Source organism: Rhodococcus sp. NPDC056743 (assembly GCF_042790355.1).
GTDB lineage: Bacteria > Actinomycetota > Actinomycetes > Mycobacteriales > Mycobacteriaceae > Rhodococcus_F.
In genome coordinates this window covers 113,465-132,076 of sequence record NZ_JBHTZI010000009.1, presented here as the reverse complement: position 1 = coordinate 132,076, position 18,612 = coordinate 113,465, and the positions used below count along the sequence as shown (strand labels likewise).

Sequence of the window (18,612 nt, the reverse complement as noted above, 5' to 3'; positions counted from 1 at the left end):
CGTAGTCGGACAGAAGGAGCAGAATGCCCGGACGGGTAGCAGGGAAAGTCGCCTTCATCACCGGCGCAGCACGAGGCCAGGGGCGCAGTCACGCACTCCGACTTGCCGAAGAAGGCGCCGACATCATCGCCCTCGATCTGGCTGACGGCATCGACACAGTCACTCGGTTCTATCCTCCCGCCACGGCGGACGACCTCGCCGAGACCGTTCGGCTCGTCGAGAAAACCGGGCGTCGCATCCACGCCGGAATTGCCGATGTCCGCGACTTCGACTCGGTGCGCACGTTGCTCGACCGCGGCGTCGCAGAACTCGGCCGCGTCGACATCGTGGTGGCAAACGCCGGAGTCTTCATCAGTGGCGAACCGGCACACCGAATTACCGAGGACGAGTGGGACGACGTACTCGACGTCAATCTCAAGGGCGTGTGGCACACCTGCAAAGCTGCCGCCCCGCACCTGATCGAGCAGGGCGACGGCGGATCGATCGTTATCACCAGTTCGACAGCCGGAATCAAGGGCACACGCAACGCCGGTGCTTACGCTGCGAGCAAGCACGCTGTGGTCGGACTGATGCGGACACTCGTCAGCGAACTCGGCGAATACGGAATTCGGGCGAACACCGTCCATCCGGGTGCAACCGATACCGACATGATCATGAACGATCGCTGCTTCAACCTCTTCTTGCCCGGCGTCCGGAATCCGACCAAGGAACAGGTGGCGCCGCTGTTCACCGGCACCAATGCGTTGCCCGTCCCCTGGGCTGATCCGATCGACGTCTCCAATGCGGTCCTCTTTCTGAGTTCGGACGAGGCCCGCTACGTCACCGGCACCGAACTCAAGGTCGACGCCGGATTCACTACCCGCTGATTTCAAGGAAAGTGCGGATATGACAACACAATTGGATTCTCCCGAGCTCGACGCGGTCGCAATCGAGGCGACGGCACGACAATGGCTCGCCTATTTTGCCGACCTCCTCCGCACCGGCGTCGGCGCCGAGGCGGTTCTGCACTCCGACGTGTGGTGGCGCGACCTGCTTGCCTTGTCCGGCGACTTACGAAGCCTGAACGGCAGCACGAGGATCGAGTCGCTGGTCGCATCGGCCGTAGAGCAGCACGTGCGCGGTGAAGACCTCGATCCGGCTGCCGCACCAGCGCTGGTTCCGACGCTGTCCGGATCTATGGTCCAACTACTGTTCCGTTTCGACACCGATCTCGGTCACGTTCGTGGTGTTGCCCGTCTGATCTTCGACGACGGCGCCTGGCGGGCGCGGAACCTGCTCACCGCACTGGACACCCTGACGGGGCACCAACCGGCTACCGGCGAGCATCGACCGGACGGTGCAGGCGATCATCCGGAGTACTGGTCGGCACGGCGCACCCGCGAACTCGAGTGCCACGACGGCGATCCGGATGTCCTCGTCATCGGCGCCGGTCACTCGGGCCTGGCACTCGCCGCTCAGCTCGGCGTACTCCGGGTCAGAACACTGCTGGTCGACCGCGGCGATCGAGTCGGCGACAACTGGCGCGGGCGCTACGACTCGCTGGTGTTGCACGACGCTGTCTGGTCGAATCATCTTCCACTGATGCCGTTCCCATCGTCCTGGCCGGTTTTCACGCCAAAGGACAAGATGGGCGACTGGCTCGAAATATACTCCCGCGCGCTGGATTTGAATGTGTGGACGCGGTCGGAGATCGTAGAGTCAACCTTCGATCCCGTCGAGCGCCGCTGGACCGTTGTCGTCGATCGCGACGGCACGCGGCGCACGCTGAATCCGCAACACGTGGTTCTCGCCACCGGTCTCAGCGGTACCGAACCTGTCCTTCCACAGTTTGCAGGTGCCGAGAGCTTTGCCGGCGAACTGCTGCACTCGAGCCGATATCGCACCGAACCCGCACGCCGCGGAACCCGCACCGTGGTGATCGGAACGGGCAACAGCGGCCACGACATCGCGCAGGATCTCTACGAGTCGGGTGCACAAGTGACGCTGATCCAGCGCGGACCCACACACGTGGTCAGTGGGCATACCCTGTCCGATCGTGGCCGGATGCGCTACGGCGAACACACGTCCACGGACGTGGCCGATCTGCTCGATGCGTCGACCGCGAGGCTCGATCCCCAATTTCTCGCAGCTTTGAGATACGGCTCCGCAACAATGGCCGAGGACGACCGCGAACTGCTCGATGCTCTCGCAGCCAAGGGATTCGCACTCTCCGACGGCGTGGACGGCACCGGAGTCATGTTGCTGTTCCTGACTCGCAACGGCGGCTACTACATCGACGTCGGTGCCTCCCCGCTCATCGCCGACGGCAGCATCGGGTTGATATCGGGGACGACCGTGGAGCGGTTGGTCTCGGACGGGTTGATCATGTCCGACGGCACCCACGTCCGCGCCGACACCATCGTGTGTGCAACCGGATACCGCGGCATTCTCGACACCGCACGACGTGTCCTCGGCGATGCTGTAGCCGACGCCTGCGGACCGGTCTGGGATCTGGACGACGAGGGTGAACTGCAATCAGTCTGGCGCGCGTCCGGGCACGACCGATTCTGGATCCACGGCGGCAACTTCATGCTCGTGCGCAACTACAGCAAGTACCTCGCGCTGCAGATCACAGCGGACCTGGCAGGCGTCGCCCTGCCCACGCTCGACTGACAACCAGCGTCGCCGGCCGCAGTTCGACGTCGAGAGCGCAGACCGGCCGAGAAACTCATCAGTTCGTTTTGCTTCGGACGACCTGGAACGTGTTCTAGATTCAGGTTCATCCGCCTCGACATCGTGGCGATTCCCGTGAAAGGCTTGAAAGGAATGACGATGCAGTTCAACCTCGCAGACGTTTTCGAGACGGTCGCCAGCGCAGTACCTGACCGTATTGCATTGAGCTATGAGGGCGAGACCCTCTCCTACGCCCAGCTGGACGCCGAGGCCAACAGGACCGCACACCTCCTCGCGCGGGCAGGTGTCTCCCCGGGCGAGCATGTGGCCTTGTTCCTGAAGAACAGCGTCGAACATGTCACGTCGATCCTCGGACTGATCAAGATCCGCGCGGTCCCGATCAACGTGAACTACCGATACACACCCGCCGAACTCGAGTACATCTTCACCAACTCCGACTCGGTTGCGGTGGTCGTCGAACTTCCCGAGCATCAGCGTGTACTTGCTTCACTCTTCGGTGCGTGTCCGATGGTGCGGACAGTGATCGTGATCGGCGAAATCTCCGCCGAACTGACCGCCGCCGCGAAAGCACACGAAGTTTCCGTGCTTTCCTTCGCCGAGAGTCGCGAGATGTCACCCGAAGGAGAGTTCGATTCCCGTTCGGGCGACGACCTGTACCTGCTGTACACCGGAGGGACGACCGGATACCCGAAGGGTGTCATGTGGCGGCACGACGACTTCTTCCGTAAACCCCTCTCCGGCGGAAACCCGTACGGTGAGGGCACACGTCAGGATCTTGCCGAGATTGCCAGTGCTGCAAAGGAATTTCCCGAGCTCTCGTTCCTCATCGCTGCCCCACTGATGCACGGTGCCGCGTTGTACTCACTGTTCACCTTCTTCACACTCGGCGCTCGCGTGGTTCTCCGGCGCGACTTCGATCCGAAGAAGGTCGTCGAAGCCATCGAAAAGGACTCGGTGCAGGTGATCCTGATCGTCGGCGACGGTATGGGGTTGCCCTTGGTCGACGAGATGGAACGACGCCAGGGCGAGGTCGATCTCAGCTCCCTGTTCTCGATCACGTCTGGCGGCGCAATCTGGTCCGTCAGCGTTCGGGAGCGCATGCTGGCAGTGAAGCCGGACCTACTGTTGCGGGACAACTTCGGCGCTTCGGAAACCGGTAACGACGGTGCCTTCTCCGTCGACGAGGCCGGCAATCTGCGAATGCCGCCGTCCCCGAACATGATCCTGGTCGACGAACGCCTCGACGAGATCGCCGCCGGATCCGAGGACGTGGGCTACATCGCGCGCATCGGCAACGTCCCGCTCGGTTACTACAAGGATGCGGAGAAGACTGCACGGACATTCCCGACCCTCGCCGATGGCACCCGTCTGTCGGTGCTCGGCGACATGGGCAAGGTGGAAGCAGACGGCACCATCGTCTTCCTCGGTCGTGGCTCACAATGCATCAACACCGGCGGCGAGAAGGTCTTTGCCGAAGAAGTCGAGGCAGCCCTTCACGCACACCCGTCGATTGTCGATGCGCTTGTCGTCCCCGCACCGGACGAGCGCATGGGGCAGCAGGTTGCAGCGGTCATCGCGATCTATCCGGACGCGCCGGAACTAACCCTGGAGGCCGTTCAGGAACACTGCCGTAAGATGTTGGCCGGGTACAAGATCCCGCGCACGATTGTGCTGGTCGAGGAAGTCAAGCGCACTCCAGCCGGTAAAGCGGACTACCGCTGGGCGACGACACTGGCATCCACGTAACACCAAGTCGCACCCATTGCGATCCAGCGCAAAAAGTCCAGGCCGCGTCCTCGGTTCCACCGCTTTAGCCGTGTGAAACCGAGGACGCGTCACTACCCACGCCCAGTCATGCCACGCCCGTCGTGATGAAACTCAGGCTGCGTTGTACGCGGCAGCGACGTCGAGCACCCACACGACACCGAAAGCGTCCCTGAGCATTCCGTACGCCGGGGAGAAGAACGACGGTGTCAGGTCCTCGACGATCGTGGAGCCTTCCACCAGCCTGCCCCACAGCTCCTCGATCTGCTCGACCGAGTCGCCGCGAACGGAAACGAAAAGTGACTTCTCGCCCTGGTCGTAAGCGAGACTCGCCGGGACATCGTAGGCCATGATCTGAAAACCGTTCTCGCCCAATACCTGACCGAACTTGACGTGCTGCGCCTCCGCAGGCGCCTCCACGCTGTGAGCGTCTTCATTGGTGAGAACGACGAGCTGACCTCCGAATACAGAGTGATAGAACTCCAACGCCGCACGGGCGTCGCCGCGGAAGTTGAGATGCGGGGTGGTGGTGACAGTCATGCTTGCTCCTGGATACTCGCGTGATTGCAGAGGCTGATCCCCCGGCGACAGCTACCCTCTCAGCAGTAGAGGTCAGATCCTGTCCTCTACTGAAACTAGAGTTGCGACATGAGCTCACCAACGTCGCGTCTGCTGCTGTTGCTGTCACTTCTGCAAACGCGACGCGACTGGCCGGGCCAGATCCTCGCCGACCGACTGGACATCAGCCATCGCACGGTACGTCGAGATATAGACCGGTTGCGCGAGATGGGTTACCGAATCCAGGCAGCGAAGGGACCCGATGGCGGTTACCGCCTCGATGCCGGTACCGAGCTTCCACCGCTTCTTTTCGACGACGATCAAGCCATTGCTCTCACGCTCGCACTTCAGGCAGCCACCGTCTCGGGTGCAGGAATCGAAGAGAGCGCAGTACGCGCCCTCACCACGGTAAGGCAGGTGATGCCGCCCCGACTTCGACACCGCCTTGACGCCATCGAATTCACCGCCATCCCCAGGACTTCCGGATCCGCCACAGAACCGGTCTCCCCCGATGTGCTCGTCGCACTGTCCACGGCAATTCGCGCACACACAATGCTGCGTTTCGACTATCCGAGCCGTCGAACGCACGAACACTCCAGCGCACCGCAGCCACCGAGACAGGTTGAACCGCACCATCTGGTCGCCTCGAACAGCCGATGGTATCTGGTCGCATGGGATCTCGATCGAGGCGACTGGCGCATCTTCCGCGCTGATCGCATTACCCCGCGCACACCGACCGGCCCGCGTTTCACGCCTCGGCAGATCCCGGGCGGCACCGTCCACGACTACGTATCGGCCAGGTTCAAAGGATCAGAACAAACCAATACATGGCCGTGCATCGGTCGAGTCATCCTCAACCTGCCGGCCCGCGGCGTCCTCCCGTTCGCCGGCGACGGAACTGTCGAAGAACTCGACTCCGGCCGGTGCAGCCTCGAGATGGGGTCGTGGTCCTGGATTGCACTCGCTTCTTCCATCGGGCAGTTCGACACTGACATCGAAGTGGTGGGCCCACCCGAACTCGCAGAAGCGTTCACGGCACTCGCATCACGCTACGCCGCAGCCGGTAAGAGAGCTGCAAGCTGACCTCGACGCGTCAATCGCCTCGATACAGCTTGCCCTGAATTCCGAAAATCGTTGCGCCCCTGCGCCGGAACGATCAGTAGCGCGCTTCGAAGCGTGTGCGCAGGCGGCAACAGAGAAGACCTAGAGCGTGTTCATCGACCCGAGGGGCTCCGCCCCAGGAATCTACGTCGTTCCACACCACCGAATCCGGTGTCCCGAACGGGCGGACAAAAACGTGCTGATGAAAATGGGAGACACTGCGGCCTGCGATGGCGGAAAATACGTACTCCGGAACCAACTCCGCTTCGAGCACTCCCGAAATGCACCAGACTGCACGGGAAACAGCCAACGCTTCACGTTCGGTCATCGAAGGCAGCCCGCGCACATGACGTTTGGTCTCGTTGCTCAGGATGCTTCTGCAGCAAGCACTTTTCGGTACCGGCGCGGGCCCGTGCCGTAGTCGTCGATGGCATAGTGCCAAGTGGCCAGATTGTTCCACAGCACGAAATCTCCTGCACTCCAACCAAACCTGATTGTGTACTGCGGGGACGACGCGTGCGCCAAGAGGAAGGCAAGTACCGACCGTCCTTCGGACTCCGGCAATCCCGTCAACCCCAAAGCGCTACTGCTGATGAACAGACCTTTGCGACCATTACGGTCGAGACGAACAAGTGGGTGTTCGATCGTTGTCTCGATCTTTCCCTTCTCTGCACCCTGCGCATAGTGCCGAGAATCGGAATCGTAGACCGCCGATACTCCCTCGAGAAGCTCCTTGTACGGCTCCGACAAATCGTCGTACGCTGCTTGCAGATCTGCCCACAATGTATTGCCGCCGAGTTCCGAAACCTCCTCGAATACCAAGGATTCAATCGAGAAGGGCGGATTTCGCCACAGTCCCCCGATATGCCAGGTACTGGCTTTGCCCGTGGTCTTCACATCGTAGGGATAGACCAGCGGGTTCTCACTGTGACGCACAGCTGTGGGGTGATCGAACGGTTCGTCGAAGATCCTTACCGCATCGACTTGCTGATCAGGACTCAGATGCTGCCCGCGAAAGACAAGCACTTTGTGTTCACGAAAGTCTCGAACCAAAGACTCTCGAATACCCTCGGATACAGGAACTCTCAGATCAATTCCATTGATCTCCGCTCCGAACCGAGTTCCCGTACGGCGCAGCTGATAATCATTCAAAGTGGTTGTCATACTCCACGACTCTAAGTGCTCGAGGTTCGTCGAACGAGAGTTTGAATCAGCGCTTTTCGAAGTCGACGCAATCTGCGTAGTTACCAGTACCTTGACAATCGTTGAACGACAGTCAGATACGAAACAGAATGGGAATACTCATGAAACGAGGATTGTCGATCCTCGCGGTCGTAGTCACCACTGCCGCCATCGCAAGTTGCAAAGCCACCTCCGACGCAACGGGAACCGTCGCGGCGGAACCCCGTTCCGGCGGCCATCTCACAGTCGGGATCATCGCACCTTGCGGATTGGACAAGGCACAGACCTCCGGCTGCAATTTCACCAATGTCGAAGTAGTCGACAATCTCACCGAGCAATTTCCGGACACCGGAGAGGTCGTGCCCTGGCTTGCAGAATCTTGGGACGTCTCGGCGGACGGCACCTCGTACATTTTCCACCTCAAGGACGGAGTGACCTTCAGCAACGGCGAAAAGTTCGATGCCGAAGCCGTCAAGTTGAACTTCGACAACGTCATCGAACTCGGTAAACAAGGCAGAGCGTTCCAGTCCTCGGCCTATCTACTGGGATATCAGGGATCGACCGTCGTCGACCCGCGCACGATCGAGGTAAAGTTCAACCAACCCAAGGCCGGTTTCCTGCAGGCACTTTCAGAGAAGCCGCTGGGAATCATCGCCCCGGAGACCATCACCACAAAGACACCGGAAGAGAGGCTTGCCGGTGGAGTCATCGGCAGTAGCCCCTTCGTGATCAGCGATGTTGTCCAGGACCAGAAGATCGAGGTGAAACGACGCGACGACTACCAGTGGTCCTCGCCGAAGAACGCCCATACCGGCCCGGCCTACCTCGACGGAATCACCTTCCAGATCTTGCCTGAGAACGCAGTCCGCACCGGAGCTCTTCTCAGCGATCAAATTCAAGTCGCGACCACTGTGCCGGCGAACGACTCCGCGAACATCTCGGCCCAGGGATTCGACATCGCCTCACGCTCATCCGCCGGTATCGTCTACAGCTATTTCGCAAACGTGAAAGATCCGGTTCTTTCTGACGAATCGGCGCGCAGGGCGATCCAACTGGGTCTTGATCGAAACGAAATCCACGACACCATCTTCGACGAGTACCAGAAAGTACCCACCAGCATCCTTTCCTCAACTCACCCCAATTACACCGACTTGGGTGCAGATCTCGACTACAATCCCGAAAAAGCGAAGGAAATTCTCGACGCTGCCGGATGGAAACCGAGCGCGGACGGAACACGAGAGAAGGACGGCCGGAAACTTTCCGTCAGTATCCAATTCAGCGCCTCGAGCGACAAGCCACTTCACGAGCTCGCCCAGCAAGAACTGAAAAAGATCGGTGTCGAGCTTCGCATCGACCAGGTAACCGCCGCCGAACTGATCGCCAACCGAACATCCGGAAACTGGCAACTGCAGTACGGCAACCTGACAAGACCTGACCCTGATGTCCTGGTGTCATCCTTCAGCCCCGGATTCAGCCTGTATTTCACCAAGGACTACGACCCCGAACTACAAGGCCTGTTGACGGCGCAGAGCACCGAACTCGACCCAGCAAAACGAAACGCGCAAACCGCCGAAATTCAGCAGATCATCGTCGAAAAAGGATACGCGTTCCCTGCCACCGAAGGCAGCCAGACACAGGCGGCAGGCCCGAAGGTACACGGCCTTTCCTTCCAGGCACCGTGGCGGCCGTCGTATGTCGACGCGTGGATCGAAAACTAGACACCCACGATGAACGACACCCATCCAAACGGAGTCTCCGAAGTTCCCACTGCCGCCCACTTCGGCACATATCTCGCGCGATCCGACGGCAATCACATCTTCGGACTACGCCCCAATCCGATCGACGGCGATCCGTCGTCGATCGGATTGGGGGTCCCATCCACACTCGACGCACCCGCACGTCTGACGACACCACTCGTCCGCCGAGGCTACCTCCGCAACGGACCCGGAGATACGCGGCGCGGTCTCGCCGCACGCGGCGATGATCCATACGTACCAGTCGACTGGGATACCGCTACCGGACTGGTAGCCGACGAAATTGCAAGGGTGCGTGCCGAACACGGAAATGCAGCAATCTTCGGCGGCTCCTACGGATGGGGATCCGCCGGACGATTCCACCACCCACAGTCGCAAATTCATCGATTCCTCAATCTCGCCGGCGGATACACGGCGTCGGTGGAGTCCTACTCGTCCGCCGCGATGCAGGTCATTCTTCGCAGAGTCGCCGGAGGATATGCAGGGGTCCTTGCTTCAAATCCGACGTGGGAAGAAGTAGCGCAGAACCGTAGTCTCGTTGTTGCCTTCGGCGGCATGGCCCCGCGGAACAGCGCCGTGAACGGCGGCGGGATAGGCATCCACCGCAATGTCCGGGACCAACTGGCCGCACGCCGCGCGGGAGCAGAATTCGTATTGATCTCTCCCGCCTCCGGCGACGCGCATCCGGATCTCGAAGCCGATTGGCTGCCGATCGTCCCCGGAACCGACGTTGCGGTCATGATGGCCCTCGCCTACGAACTCGTAGTCTCCGGCAACCACGACCGGGACTTCCTCGATACTCACACCACGGGATGGGACCGGTTCGAGGAATACCTGCTCGGACACAGCGACGGCGTGCCGAAGACCCCGCAGTGGGCGGGGCAAATCTCGGGAATCCCCGCGGAGGTCATCGCCGGCCTCTCGCGGAAGATAGTCGGCCGGAGAACAGTTTTCACCACGTCGTATTCGTTGCAGCGAGCGGATCACGGCGAGCAGGCGCCCTGGATGGCGTTGACCCTGGCCGCACTGACCGGCAATCTCGGTCTGCCAGGCGGCGGTTTCGGATGTGCGCTGGGCGCACTGCACCAGGTCGGAGTGCCACAGAACGGTTTCAAGCCCGCGTCGTTCGATCAGGGCATTCGGCCGATCGACTCGTTCATTCCGGTTGCTCGAATCACCGACATGCTCGAGAACCCGGGCGGCACCTTCGACTACGACGGTGGGCGGTACGCATTCCCCGATACGAGACTGATCTACTGGGCCGGAGGAAATCCATTCCACCACCATCAAGACCTCAATCGACTCGTTCGCGCGTGGCAGTCTCCCGAGACAATCGTCGTTCACGAGCATTTTGCGAATTCACTTGCACGACACGCAGATATCGTCCTTCCGGCAGCGACTTGGCTCGAACGCAACGATTTTGCCGCCGGCGCAGACGACCATATCTCCGCGATCGTGAAGGCCGCAGAACCACCACCCGACGTCCGCACCGACTACGCAATCTTCAGCGGTATAGCCGAGCGACTCGGGTTCGGTGAAAAGTTCACCGAAAACCGCACCGCCGACGAATGGGTACACGAGCTGTATCGAAGAACGCGGCAGCGCTGCGCGGATGCGGGATACCCAATCCCTGATTGGGACGAATTATGTCGCCGCGGAGTAGTTCCCGTGCCACCCATACCCACCTTGCCAGGGCCTCTGCGTCTCCTGCGAGAAAATCCCGAAGCACACCCACTAGCGACACCATCGGGTCTGGTCGAGATCTTTTCGGAGACGATCGATTCTTTCGGCTATGACGATTGCCTCGGTCACCCGGCATGGTTCGAACCTCGCGAATGGCTGGGATCAGCGGTACAACACAGTTATCCATTGCACCTGCTGTCCGGACAACCGGAGCGACGCCTGCACTCCCAGTTCGACAACGGATCCCATTCACGCGCGGGAAAGATCCGCGAACGCGAACCGATCTTGATCAACACCGCGGACGCGATCGAGCGTGGTATCGCCGACGGCGACGTGGTCCGCGTCTACAACGAGCGAGGCCAGGTTCTTGCCGGCGCACAACTGACCGACACACTTCGCCGGTCGGTCGTCCGCTTGTCCACCGGGGCATGGTACGACCCGATCATTCCCGGCGGCCTCGACGTCCACGGCAATCCGAATGTTCTCACTGCCGACCGCGGGACTTCTCGGTTAGCTCAAGGACCGAGTGCTCACAGCGCTCTGGTTCAGATCGAAAGATACGACAAACCACTTCCACCGATACGGGTCTTCGAGACGCTGTGTCACGTCGAGAACGGATCAGGAAATTCTCATGGTCACAACTGACAACCGGAAATCCGACGCCCTCGCGCTCGGTGTGTACGAATCGGTCGCAGATGCAATCGGAAACACCCCGCTCGTCAGGCTCAACAGCGTGACCGAGGGAATAGCCGCGACGGTTTACGTGAAGCTCGAATACCTCAATCCCGGTGGGAGCGTGAAGGATCGTGCCGCGTTGTCGATGATCCGTGCCGCCGAGGCCGCGGGTGATCTTCGTCCCGGCGGAACCGTGGTGGAAGGGACATCAGGAAACACCGGCGTCGGCTTGGCCATGATCGCAGCGTCACGTGGATATCGAACCGTTGTCGTGGTGCCCGACAAGACAAGCGTGGAGAAGGTTGCTCTGTTGCGTGCACATGGCGCAGAAGTGCGGGTGACGCCGGGTGGGCGCCCTTCGTATCATCCCGAATTCGTCCGAAACGTCGCGGCCCGCCTTGCTCAGGAAATTCCGGGTGGCTGGCTGGCGGGGCAGTACGACAATCCCGCCAACCCGGCAGCTCATCGCACCACCACTGGGCCGGAGATCTGGAACCAGACCTCGGGCCAGATAAGTCATTTCGTCGCCGGAATCGGAACAGGTGGAACACTTTCCGGGGCCGGCGGGTATCTGAAGGAGGTGTCCGGTGGGACGGTCTCCGTCATCGGAGCCGACCCGAAGCACTCCGTCTACGGCGGCGGCGACGGGCGCGCCTGGTATGTGGAAGCGGTTGGTCATTTCCTGCATCCACAGACAGAGGAGGACGACTGGCCGGACTCCTATCACCCCGAGATCGTGGACCAGATCGAACAGATCACCGATGTCGAAGCAATTTCCACCCTGCATCGACTGGCCCGTGAGGAAGGACTACTGCTAGGAGGTTCGAGCGGCGTAGCGGTGGCAGCGGCTTTGAGAGCGGCGCGCAACCTCGGCAAAAACGACATAGTCGTCGTGATTGCACCGGATTCCGGGAGGGCGTACCTCTCCAAGTACTTCGATGACGACTGGCTCGGTCCACTCGGATTTCCCTTGTACCGCGAAACTTCCGGCGCAACCGTCAGCGACACATTGCAGAACGGCTACCACCCTTTCGACTATGTCCCGTCATCCGCCTCGGTCGCCGCGGCACGAGAACTGATCGGCAATCGCGATTCACTACCTGTCGTCTTGGAACGATCTGCCGGCGGCGCCGTTCCGGTCGCCGAAATCCTGGGGATCGTGAGTGCTGCAGGGTTGAGTGGGTCGCGCGATACCGAGCCGGTGACCGCACATGTGGAACCCTCTCTGCCCACGATCGGGCTGACCGAACCGACATCAGCAGCTGCACGTCGGCTCTCCGGTCATACCGGCTACGTCGTCGTCGCCGACGCAGGCACAGCCGTCGGACTCGCAAATGTCAGCGACATCACCTGATTCGTTGCCGCCATCCTCACACCACGGACACTCGATCGAAACCCCATGCCAGGAACTCATTCCGGACTCGTCGCGTCTGATGCCCCAGCGATGCAGTTAACTCCGCAGTACCTGAGCCATCTGTTCGCGCACCGTCGGTACCGTTGAGTTCCGCTCTATCGTGACAGGCATGAAGCCTGCACCAGTCCCCTCACGTGCTCTCCGGGTCGGGTTATCCGCCGTCGCGTGGTTCAACTTGCTCTCCGCCCTCGTCGGGATGGTCGGCCTGACCGTCGGAGGCGGGATCGGCCTTCCCCCGGAATGGATCGAAGGATCGATCTTTACATCGTATTTCTGGCCTGGTGTCATCCTCGGCGTGATTGTCGGCGGTGTCCAAGCAATCGCGCTCCTCGCCCAGTACGGTCGGTTCACTCTCGCATGGGGATTACATGCCGCCGCCGGACTGATCATGATGATCTGGATCTTCGTCGAAATCGCCATCATCCTCGTCTGGTCACCTCTGCACGGGATCTACTTCACCACCGGCCTCATCCAGACGATCCTCGCTGTACTCGCGCTTGACGCCTGGCCTCGCCCCTTCCTGCGACAAACCCCAAAGCTCTGATGAGCGCACCCGCAACGCTGTGCTCAGTATCCAGCCACGAGGGCGCAGACGTCCCCAAGTTGCCCGTCCGCGACATGCCCTCGTCGCACTCCTGATTGACGGCATCCTCAGACCCAAATGCATAGGCCCCAGCGTTTTCTTGACTACAGGCCTCACATGTAGCCGAGAACCCGGCAGGACGTAGTTCGGTTGAATGTCGCATCAGCGACGCGCAGTGTCTCGCGAGGTCTTCCGCCTGGTCAGACAACGGTCGGTGAATAGGCGATCAATTAAGCCTGGAAGCGCGGCGACCCACCCCGACTGTGCGGAATAGAGATTCCGGTTAGAGTGCTAGTGTCAGCGAAGCGGAATTTTGGCTCCGCTTCACTGAGGAGTTACTTCATGACCGAGACGGCACCCGCCACGAGTGTGACTGTTCCCTACCGACTCACCTATCTTGTACTCGCACTTGCCATCACGGCCTATTCGTTGCTGCAGTCGCTGGTCGCGCCGGTACTGCCGCTGCTGCAGCAGGATCTGAACACCGATCGAAATACCGTCACCTGGGTCCTCACGGCTTACCTGCTCGCAGCGGCCGTCACTACCCCGATACTCGGTCGCATCGGCGACATGATTGGCAAGAAAAAAGTACTGACCACGGTATTGATCATCGGCTGCGCCGGATCGGTTCTCGGGGCCCTGGCATCGTCGATCACTGTCATGATCGCAGCCCGGGCGATTCAAGGAATCGCCAGCGGCATCATTCCCCTGACGTTCGGAATCATTCGCGACGAATTCCCCCGCAACAAGGTCACCGGAGCGGTGGGTGTCATATCTGCCTTGCTCGGCGTTGGCGGCGGTCTGGGTCTCGTACTGGGAGGACCGATCGTCGAAGCACTCAACCCACACTGGCTGTTCTGGATTCCTGCTATCACCTTCGGTATCACTGCAATCGCAACACACCTGATCGTTCCCGAGTCCCCGAACCGAACACCTGGAAGTGTGAGTTGGATTGCAGCCCTGTTACTTTCATCCTGGTTGATCGCGTTGCTCGTCGCAATCAGTGAGGCTCCCAAGTGGGGTTGGGCGTCAAGTTCGGTCCTCGGCCTGCTCGTGTCGGCTGCCGTCCTTGCAGCGCTCTGGATGAAATGCGAACTACGAAGCAACAGCCCATTGATAGACATGGAAATGATGCGCATTCCCGCGATCTGGACCACCAACCTGGCAGCATTGTTGATCGGCATCGCAATGTACTCGATCTTCGCATTTGTACCGGCCTTCCTTCAAGGAACACCAGAATCCGGGTACGGATTCAATTCGACTATCACCGAATCCGGCTTGATCGTGTTGCCGCTATCGGCAGCGTTCCTACTTGCAGGAATCGGATCCGGTCCCCTGTCGCATCGCTTCGGAGCGAAGTCAGTGTTAGTGAGCGGTTCCGTAGTCGCAAGTGCGTCCCTCCTGATATTGGCGTTCGCACATTCGGCGATCTGGCAGATCATGCTGTCGATGCTGCTGATGGGAATCGGTTTCGGCCTCGCCTTCTCCTCGATGTCAGGCATCATCGTGCATGCCGCTCCTTCACACCAGACGGGTTCAGCCAGCGGCACCAATGCCAACATCCGCACTATCGGTGGCGCACTAGGCTCGGCGATGATGGCAAGCGTCGTAACGGCGCACGTACTGCCGGACGGGCTTCCCGCTGAATCCGGTTACACCACAGGGTTTGCCATGCTGGCAGTCGCGAGCGCACTCGGCGCCGCCGCAGCGTTACTCATCCCGAACAAGCACACACCCGTCGCCGTCCCGGCCGACGCATCACTTGTGGACGAATCAAGTACAGCTACCATGTCGAACTGACATGGCAATACACAAGACAACGAGTGACAAACCGCTCCGCAAGGACGCGGCGGAGAACCGTCGACGAATTCTGGACGCCGCAGCTCAGGTGTTTTTCGCTTCCGGCCTCGACGCCGGTGTCGAAGAAATAGCCCGCGTCGCAGGCGTCGGCGTCGGCACGTTGTATCGACGATTTCCCAGCAAGCAGGCGTTGATCGACGAAATGGTCGGCGAGATGAGGCTGGGGTTGGCTGCGGCGGCCCGGGAGGCGACGGGCCGAGAGGACGGTTCGGGTCTCGAAGCGTTGGTACTCGAAACCGGCAAACTCCAAGTCGTGCAGTGGGCGTGCTTGCCCCAGTTGTGGGATCACTCGAACGCAGAGCCAGAGGCCCTCGCAGAATTTCGCACTCGCATCGCCGAACTTCTCGAGACGGCTCAGCAGTGTGGTCGCATTCGTAGTGACATCACTCCCACTGATATCAGCATGCTGTTCTGGGCATTGCGAGGTATCAGCGAGACATCGCATTCCGTTGCCCCCGATGCCTGGCAACGCCACCTGGAAATCGTGTTCGCCGGGATGCGGCCCGTCACCGACGGACCCTTCGCCGAGCCACTGCACACGAAGGCACTCTCCGCCGCGCAAGTGCGCAAGATCAACAGGTAACGCGACCGCAGTCGACAGCAAAGGCCTGGCTCAGTCATGTCACCCACACGGTGTGTCGTGGGCGACGGCAAAATATTGCCAGATCAGATAACGAAGTTCGCGTCGCCGCATCGGTGAGGCATCGTCAACTGCCCGCCTTCACCAGAATCGCACTCGAAACAACATCGAAGAGATGATCCGCGCGCGACGCCAGCGAGGCTTGATCTCCTAGCCAGGCGAGCGCCGCCACCAGCGCAAAGAGATCTGTGCCGTCAAGGTCGGTTCGCGCTATGCCCACGTCTTGGGCACGGATGAGGAGTCGCGCGCCGGCTGCGCGCATGGTCACGCATGAATCATGGAGTGCGGAGTCGGTGTCCTCGATGGCAGCTGCCATCAGGGTCGTCACACCTCGAAACTCGGTTGCGCACGCGACGCAATCGCGCAGCCACGTGAGGAGCGCGTCTTCGGGTGAGTTCGACATTTCGAGCTCACCGGCTTTTGTTGCCAACTCGTCAAAGCTTGTGCGCAGCAAGGCATCGAGTAGTGCCTCGCGTGTCGGGAAGTGGCGCAGCAGTGTCGTGAGACCAACCTCGGCTTGGCGAGCGATGTCGCGCAGCGACACGTCGGCGCCTTGCTCGGCGATGGCGGTGCCCGCTACTACGAGTAGGTGGTCGCGGTTCTTTTTTGCGTCGGCTCGCATGCGTCTCCTTGACTATCCGGATCAGTGGTCCGTATATTCGGATCAGTGATCCGGTTATGTGGATCACTGATCCGAATGAGTCTATCCCGCAGCGCGGGAAGGAGAAAACTATGACGACACATACGATGCGAGCGATCCGGCTCCACGAGCACGGCGGCCCTGAGGTTCTGCGTTACGACGAGGTGCCGATTCCGGAACCGGGGCCGGGCGAGGTGCTCGTTCGCGTTCACGCCGTCGGCATCAATCCTCCCGACTGGTACCTGCGCGACGGGATGTCCAACCTGCCTCCCGAAACGAGGCCGCAATTCGATCTGCCCGTAATTCCGGGAACAGACCTTTCAGGCGTCGTCGAGGCGGTCGCCGCCGACGTGGACGGCTTCTCCGTCGGTGACGAAGTCTTCGGTCTCCTTCGCTTCCCCAGCTTCGACGGCCATACCTACGCCGAGTACGCAGCCGCGCCTGCCACGGACCTCGCGCTCAAGCCTGCTGGCATCGACCATGTGCACGCCGCCGGGGCGCCCATGGCCGGGCTCACCGCGTGGCAGTTTCTGATCGAGGTCGGACACGATCACCCGTCCCCCTTCCAGGCGGCCAAGCACCGTCCAATACCACTCGACGCCAACGTGACGGTACTCATCAATGGCGCTGCGGGCGGCGTGGGGCACTTCGCGCTGCAGCTGGCGAAGTGGAAGGGAGCACGGGTCATCGCGGTGGCATCAGGCGGGCATGAATCGTTCCTCCGCGAGCTCGGCGCCGATGAGTTCGTCGACTACACCAAGAGCCGCCCAGAAGAACTCCTACACGACATCGACCTCGTTCTCGATACCGTCGGCGGCACCGAAAGCAGACGCTTCCTACGCACGCTCGAGCGCGGTGGCGCCCTGTTCCCCGTGTTCTTCGGCGAGTTCGACGACGACGAGATCGCCAAGCTGGGCGTCACGGTCTCGGGCGCCCAGGTTCGTTCGAATGGAGCCCAGCTCGCCGAGCTGGGACGCCTGCTCGACGCCGGCACGGTCCGCGTGGAGATCGACAGCACGTTTCCGCTCGCGGATGCCCAAGCCGCACACGAACGCGCGGCCCGTGGGCACCTCCGAGGCAAGATCGTGCTCACAGTCGCTTAAGAGCTGCGATCACCAAGGCGTGCGGGTCGCCGGCCGAGTAGCTGCCTTCGGCCTTGTCGCATGAGTTGCATTGCGGCGCAATGCCTTGAGCTTACGGGCCCCTTCATCCGACCATCGAGTACAAGCGAGGCTTGATATGACAACAACGGCACCTTTCAGTTGGGGAAGCAGCTACCTCAACACAACACCGACAGGCGAAGTGGATCTCGATCCCGCTGGGCTTCTCGCCGTTCAACAGGTACTGGCACGCTACGTCTTCGCCTTGGACCACGGAGATCTCGTGGCGTTGGGAAGCATTCTGACCGAAGACACAGTCTGGACAGCCAACATCGCCGACACCGTCGAGCAAGGACCCATCATCGGACGCGCGGCCATGCTCGACTTGGTGCGAGAAACAACGGAAACGCAAACCGATCAGCGAAGGCACAACCTGGTCAACATTGTCTTCCATCGCGCGGACTCCGACATGGCAGTTGTGTGGGCCTACCTGATGTTGACGTCGAACGCGGTTGGGTGCGCGACCGTGATCGCGACAGGCTTCTACAAGTTCACCCTGCGCCACGACGAAAGTGAGTGGCGTATCGCGAAAGTGTTTGTCGGCCTGGACAACGCTGCATGAAGCAACCCTCTGTTCTCCGACGGACTGGGCGTCATCGGACCGGCCTGTAGATGCGGATTCCATCGTGCACCGGATATCGCCGCGCAAAAAGGACGCCGGATTCACGACTGTTCGTTACAACAACGGGCAAGCCCACAGACGCGGGCGAACATAATCGGCGACCGTAGCAACTCCACTGCCTGCACCACTTCGACAGTGGCCCAGAATGATTCACCCCAAGCAAGCCTCGACGTAAGTCTGCCGCGGCAGGAACAGGCCCGCGACCAGAGCGGGCCCAGCTCTTACAGTGTGGGCCCACTCTGTCTCGGCTGGATGCCGAGTGTTGTTCCACAAGCTCACCGCGTGCCGACGTTGTGCATGGTT

The 18,612-nt window shown here is 60.8% G+C and carries 16 protein-coding genes; 12 read left to right on the top strand and 4 right to left on the bottom strand.

What is annotated here, in order from left to right; all coding sequences use genetic code 11:
• Positions 1-23 precede the first annotated feature (23 nt).
• The 3 genes from ACFRFQ_RS21375 (at position 24) to ACFRFQ_RS21365 (ending at position 4,419) form a co-directional block, all read left to right on the top strand.
• Positions 24-866, top strand: a complete 843-nt coding sequence (locus ACFRFQ_RS21375; protein ID WP_378661924.1) for a mycofactocin-coupled SDR family oxidoreductase — start codon at positions 24-26, stop codon at positions 864-866.
• Between the two features lie 19 nt (positions 867-885).
• Positions 886-2,652, top strand: a complete 1,767-nt coding sequence (locus ACFRFQ_RS21370; protein ID WP_378661921.1) for a flavin-containing monooxygenase — start codon at positions 886-888, stop codon at positions 2,650-2,652.
• A gap of 159 nt (positions 2,653-2,811) precedes the next feature.
• On the top strand, positions 2,812-4,419 hold the full coding sequence (locus ACFRFQ_RS21365) for an AMP-binding protein (RefSeq protein WP_378661919.1): 1,608 nt from the start codon (positions 2,812-2,814) through the stop codon (positions 4,417-4,419).
• Positions 4,420-4,551: 132 nt separating this feature from the next.
• Here the strand turns inward: ACFRFQ_RS21365 and ACFRFQ_RS21360 are convergent, their stop codons facing one another.
• Positions 4,552-4,977: a VOC family protein gene (locus tag ACFRFQ_RS21360; RefSeq protein WP_378661916.1), complete on the bottom strand. Its 426-nt coding sequence runs from the start codon at positions 4,975-4,977 to the stop codon at positions 4,552-4,554.
• Between the two features lie 108 nt (positions 4,978-5,085).
• Between ACFRFQ_RS21360 and ACFRFQ_RS21355 the strand changes: the two genes are divergently transcribed.
• The gene (locus tag ACFRFQ_RS21355; RefSeq protein WP_378661913.1) at positions 5,086-6,078 is read left to right on the top strand and encodes a helix-turn-helix transcriptional regulator; all 993 of its coding nucleotides are present in this window, start codon (positions 5,086-5,088) and stop codon (positions 6,076-6,078) included.
• Positions 6,079-6,151: 73 nt separating this feature from the next.
• Here the strand turns inward: ACFRFQ_RS21355 and ACFRFQ_RS21350 are convergent, their stop codons facing one another.
• Positions 6,152-6,424 carry a hypothetical protein gene (locus ACFRFQ_RS21350; protein WP_378661911.1) on the bottom strand — a complete coding sequence of 91 codons (273 nt, stop codon included), beginning with the start codon at positions 6,422-6,424 and terminating at the stop codon, positions 6,152-6,154.
• A 38-nt stretch (positions 6,425-6,462) separates the two neighbouring features.
• A complete protein-coding gene (locus tag ACFRFQ_RS21345) occupies positions 6,463-7,260 on the bottom strand; it encodes a TauD/TfdA dioxygenase family protein (protein ID WP_378661908.1) in 798 nt (265 codons plus the stop codon).
• Positions 7,261-7,400: 140 nt separating this feature from the next.
• On the opposite strand from ACFRFQ_RS21345, the gene ACFRFQ_RS21340 reads away from it, so the two are divergent.
• From ACFRFQ_RS21340 to ACFRFQ_RS21315, 6 genes are all read left to right on the top strand, one after another.
• Entirely contained in the window at positions 7,401-8,996 is a 1,596-nt protein-coding gene (locus ACFRFQ_RS21340; protein ID WP_378661905.1) for an ABC transporter substrate-binding protein, read from the top strand.
• A 9-nt stretch (positions 8,997-9,005) separates the two neighbouring features.
• Complete coding sequence (locus ACFRFQ_RS21335; RefSeq protein ID WP_378661902.1) at positions 9,006-11,360, top strand: molybdopterin-dependent oxidoreductase; 2,355 nt, start codon at positions 9,006-9,008, stop codon at positions 11,358-11,360.
• Positions 11,347-12,744: a pyridoxal-phosphate dependent enzyme gene (locus tag ACFRFQ_RS21330; RefSeq protein WP_378661900.1), complete on the top strand. Its 1,398-nt coding sequence runs from the start codon at positions 11,347-11,349 to the stop codon at positions 12,742-12,744. Before ACFRFQ_RS21335 ends, ACFRFQ_RS21330 begins: the two co-directional genes overlap by 14 nt.
• A 169-nt stretch (positions 12,745-12,913) precedes the next feature.
• Positions 12,914-13,348 (top strand): hypothetical protein, encoded by a 435-nt coding sequence (locus tag ACFRFQ_RS21325; protein WP_378661898.1) that lies wholly within the window; start codon positions 12,914-12,916, stop codon positions 13,346-13,348.
• A 381-nt stretch (positions 13,349-13,729) separates the two neighbouring features.
• A complete protein-coding gene (locus ACFRFQ_RS21320) occupies positions 13,730-15,187 on the top strand; it encodes an MFS transporter (RefSeq protein WP_378661895.1) in 1,458 nt (485 codons plus the stop codon).
• 1 nt (position 15,188) lies between these two features.
• A complete protein-coding gene (locus ACFRFQ_RS21315) occupies positions 15,189-15,830 on the top strand; it encodes a TetR/AcrR family transcriptional regulator (RefSeq protein WP_378661891.1) in 642 nt (213 codons plus the stop codon).
• Positions 15,831-15,954: 124 nt separating this feature from the next.
• On the opposite strand, the gene ACFRFQ_RS21310 is transcribed toward ACFRFQ_RS21315, so the two are convergent.
• The gene (locus ACFRFQ_RS21310; protein WP_378661889.1) at positions 15,955-16,509 is read right to left on the bottom strand and encodes a TetR/AcrR family transcriptional regulator; all 555 of its coding nucleotides are present in this window, start codon (positions 16,507-16,509) and stop codon (positions 15,955-15,957) included.
• A 110-nt stretch (positions 16,510-16,619) separates the two neighbouring features.
• Between ACFRFQ_RS21310 and ACFRFQ_RS21305 the strand changes: the two genes are divergently transcribed.
• Positions 16,620-17,630, top strand: coding sequence for an NADP-dependent oxidoreductase (locus ACFRFQ_RS21305; protein WP_378661888.1), 1,011 nt, complete (start codon positions 16,620-16,622; stop codon positions 17,628-17,630).
• Positions 17,631-17,766: 136 nt separating this feature from the next.
• A complete protein-coding gene (locus ACFRFQ_RS21300; protein WP_378661885.1) occupies positions 17,767-18,249 on the top strand; it encodes a nuclear transport factor 2 family protein in 483 nt (160 codons plus the stop codon).
• Positions 18,250-18,612 lie beyond the last annotated feature (363 nt).

Bases quoted from the DNA above. Each gene is read 5' to 3' on its own strand.
- ACFRFQ_RS21330 (WP_378661900.1), top strand. From the start codon at position 11,347: ATGGTCACAACTGACAACCGGAAATCCGACGCCCTCGCGCTCGGTGTG.
- ACFRFQ_RS21315 (WP_378661891.1), top strand. From the start codon at position 15,189: ATGGCAATACACAAGACAACGAGTGACAAACCGCTCCGCAAGGACGCG.
- ACFRFQ_RS21310 (WP_378661889.1), bottom strand. From the start codon at position 16,509: ATGCGAGCCGACGCAAAAAAGAACCGCGACCACCTACTCGTAGTAGCG.
- ACFRFQ_RS21340 (WP_378661905.1), top strand. From the start codon at position 7,401: ATGAAACGAGGATTGTCGATCCTCGCGGTCGTAGTCACCACTGCCGCC.
- ACFRFQ_RS21360 (WP_378661916.1), bottom strand. From the start codon at position 4,977: ATGACTGTCACCACCACCCCGCATCTCAACTTCCGCGGCGACGCCCGT.
- ACFRFQ_RS21350 (WP_378661911.1), bottom strand. From the start codon at position 6,424: ATGACCGAACGTGAAGCGTTGGCTGTTTCCCGTGCAGTCTGGTGCATT.
- ACFRFQ_RS21305 (WP_378661888.1), top strand. From the start codon at position 16,620: ATGACGACACATACGATGCGAGCGATCCGGCTCCACGAGCACGGCGGC.
- ACFRFQ_RS21365 (WP_378661919.1), top strand. From the start codon at position 2,812: ATGCAGTTCAACCTCGCAGACGTTTTCGAGACGGTCGCCAGCGCAGTA.
- ACFRFQ_RS21320 (WP_378661895.1), top strand. From the start codon at position 13,730: ATGACCGAGACGGCACCCGCCACGAGTGTGACTGTTCCCTACCGACTC.
- ACFRFQ_RS21375 (WP_378661924.1), top strand. From the start codon at position 24: ATGCCCGGACGGGTAGCAGGGAAAGTCGCCTTCATCACCGGCGCAGCA.
- ACFRFQ_RS21335 (WP_378661902.1), top strand. From the start codon at position 9,006: ATGAACGACACCCATCCAAACGGAGTCTCCGAAGTTCCCACTGCCGCC.
- ACFRFQ_RS21355 (WP_378661913.1), top strand. From the start codon at position 5,086: ATGAGCTCACCAACGTCGCGTCTGCTGCTGTTGCTGTCACTTCTGCAA.
- ACFRFQ_RS21325 (WP_378661898.1), top strand. From the start codon at position 12,914: ATGAAGCCTGCACCAGTCCCCTCACGTGCTCTCCGGGTCGGGTTATCC.
- ACFRFQ_RS21345 (WP_378661908.1), bottom strand. From the start codon at position 7,260: ATGACAACCACTTTGAATGATTATCAGCTGCGCCGTACGGGAACTCGG.
- ACFRFQ_RS21370 (WP_378661921.1), top strand. From the start codon at position 886: ATGACAACACAATTGGATTCTCCCGAGCTCGACGCGGTCGCAATCGAG.
- ACFRFQ_RS21300 (WP_378661885.1), top strand. From the start codon at position 17,767: ATGACAACAACGGCACCTTTCAGTTGGGGAAGCAGCTACCTCAACACA.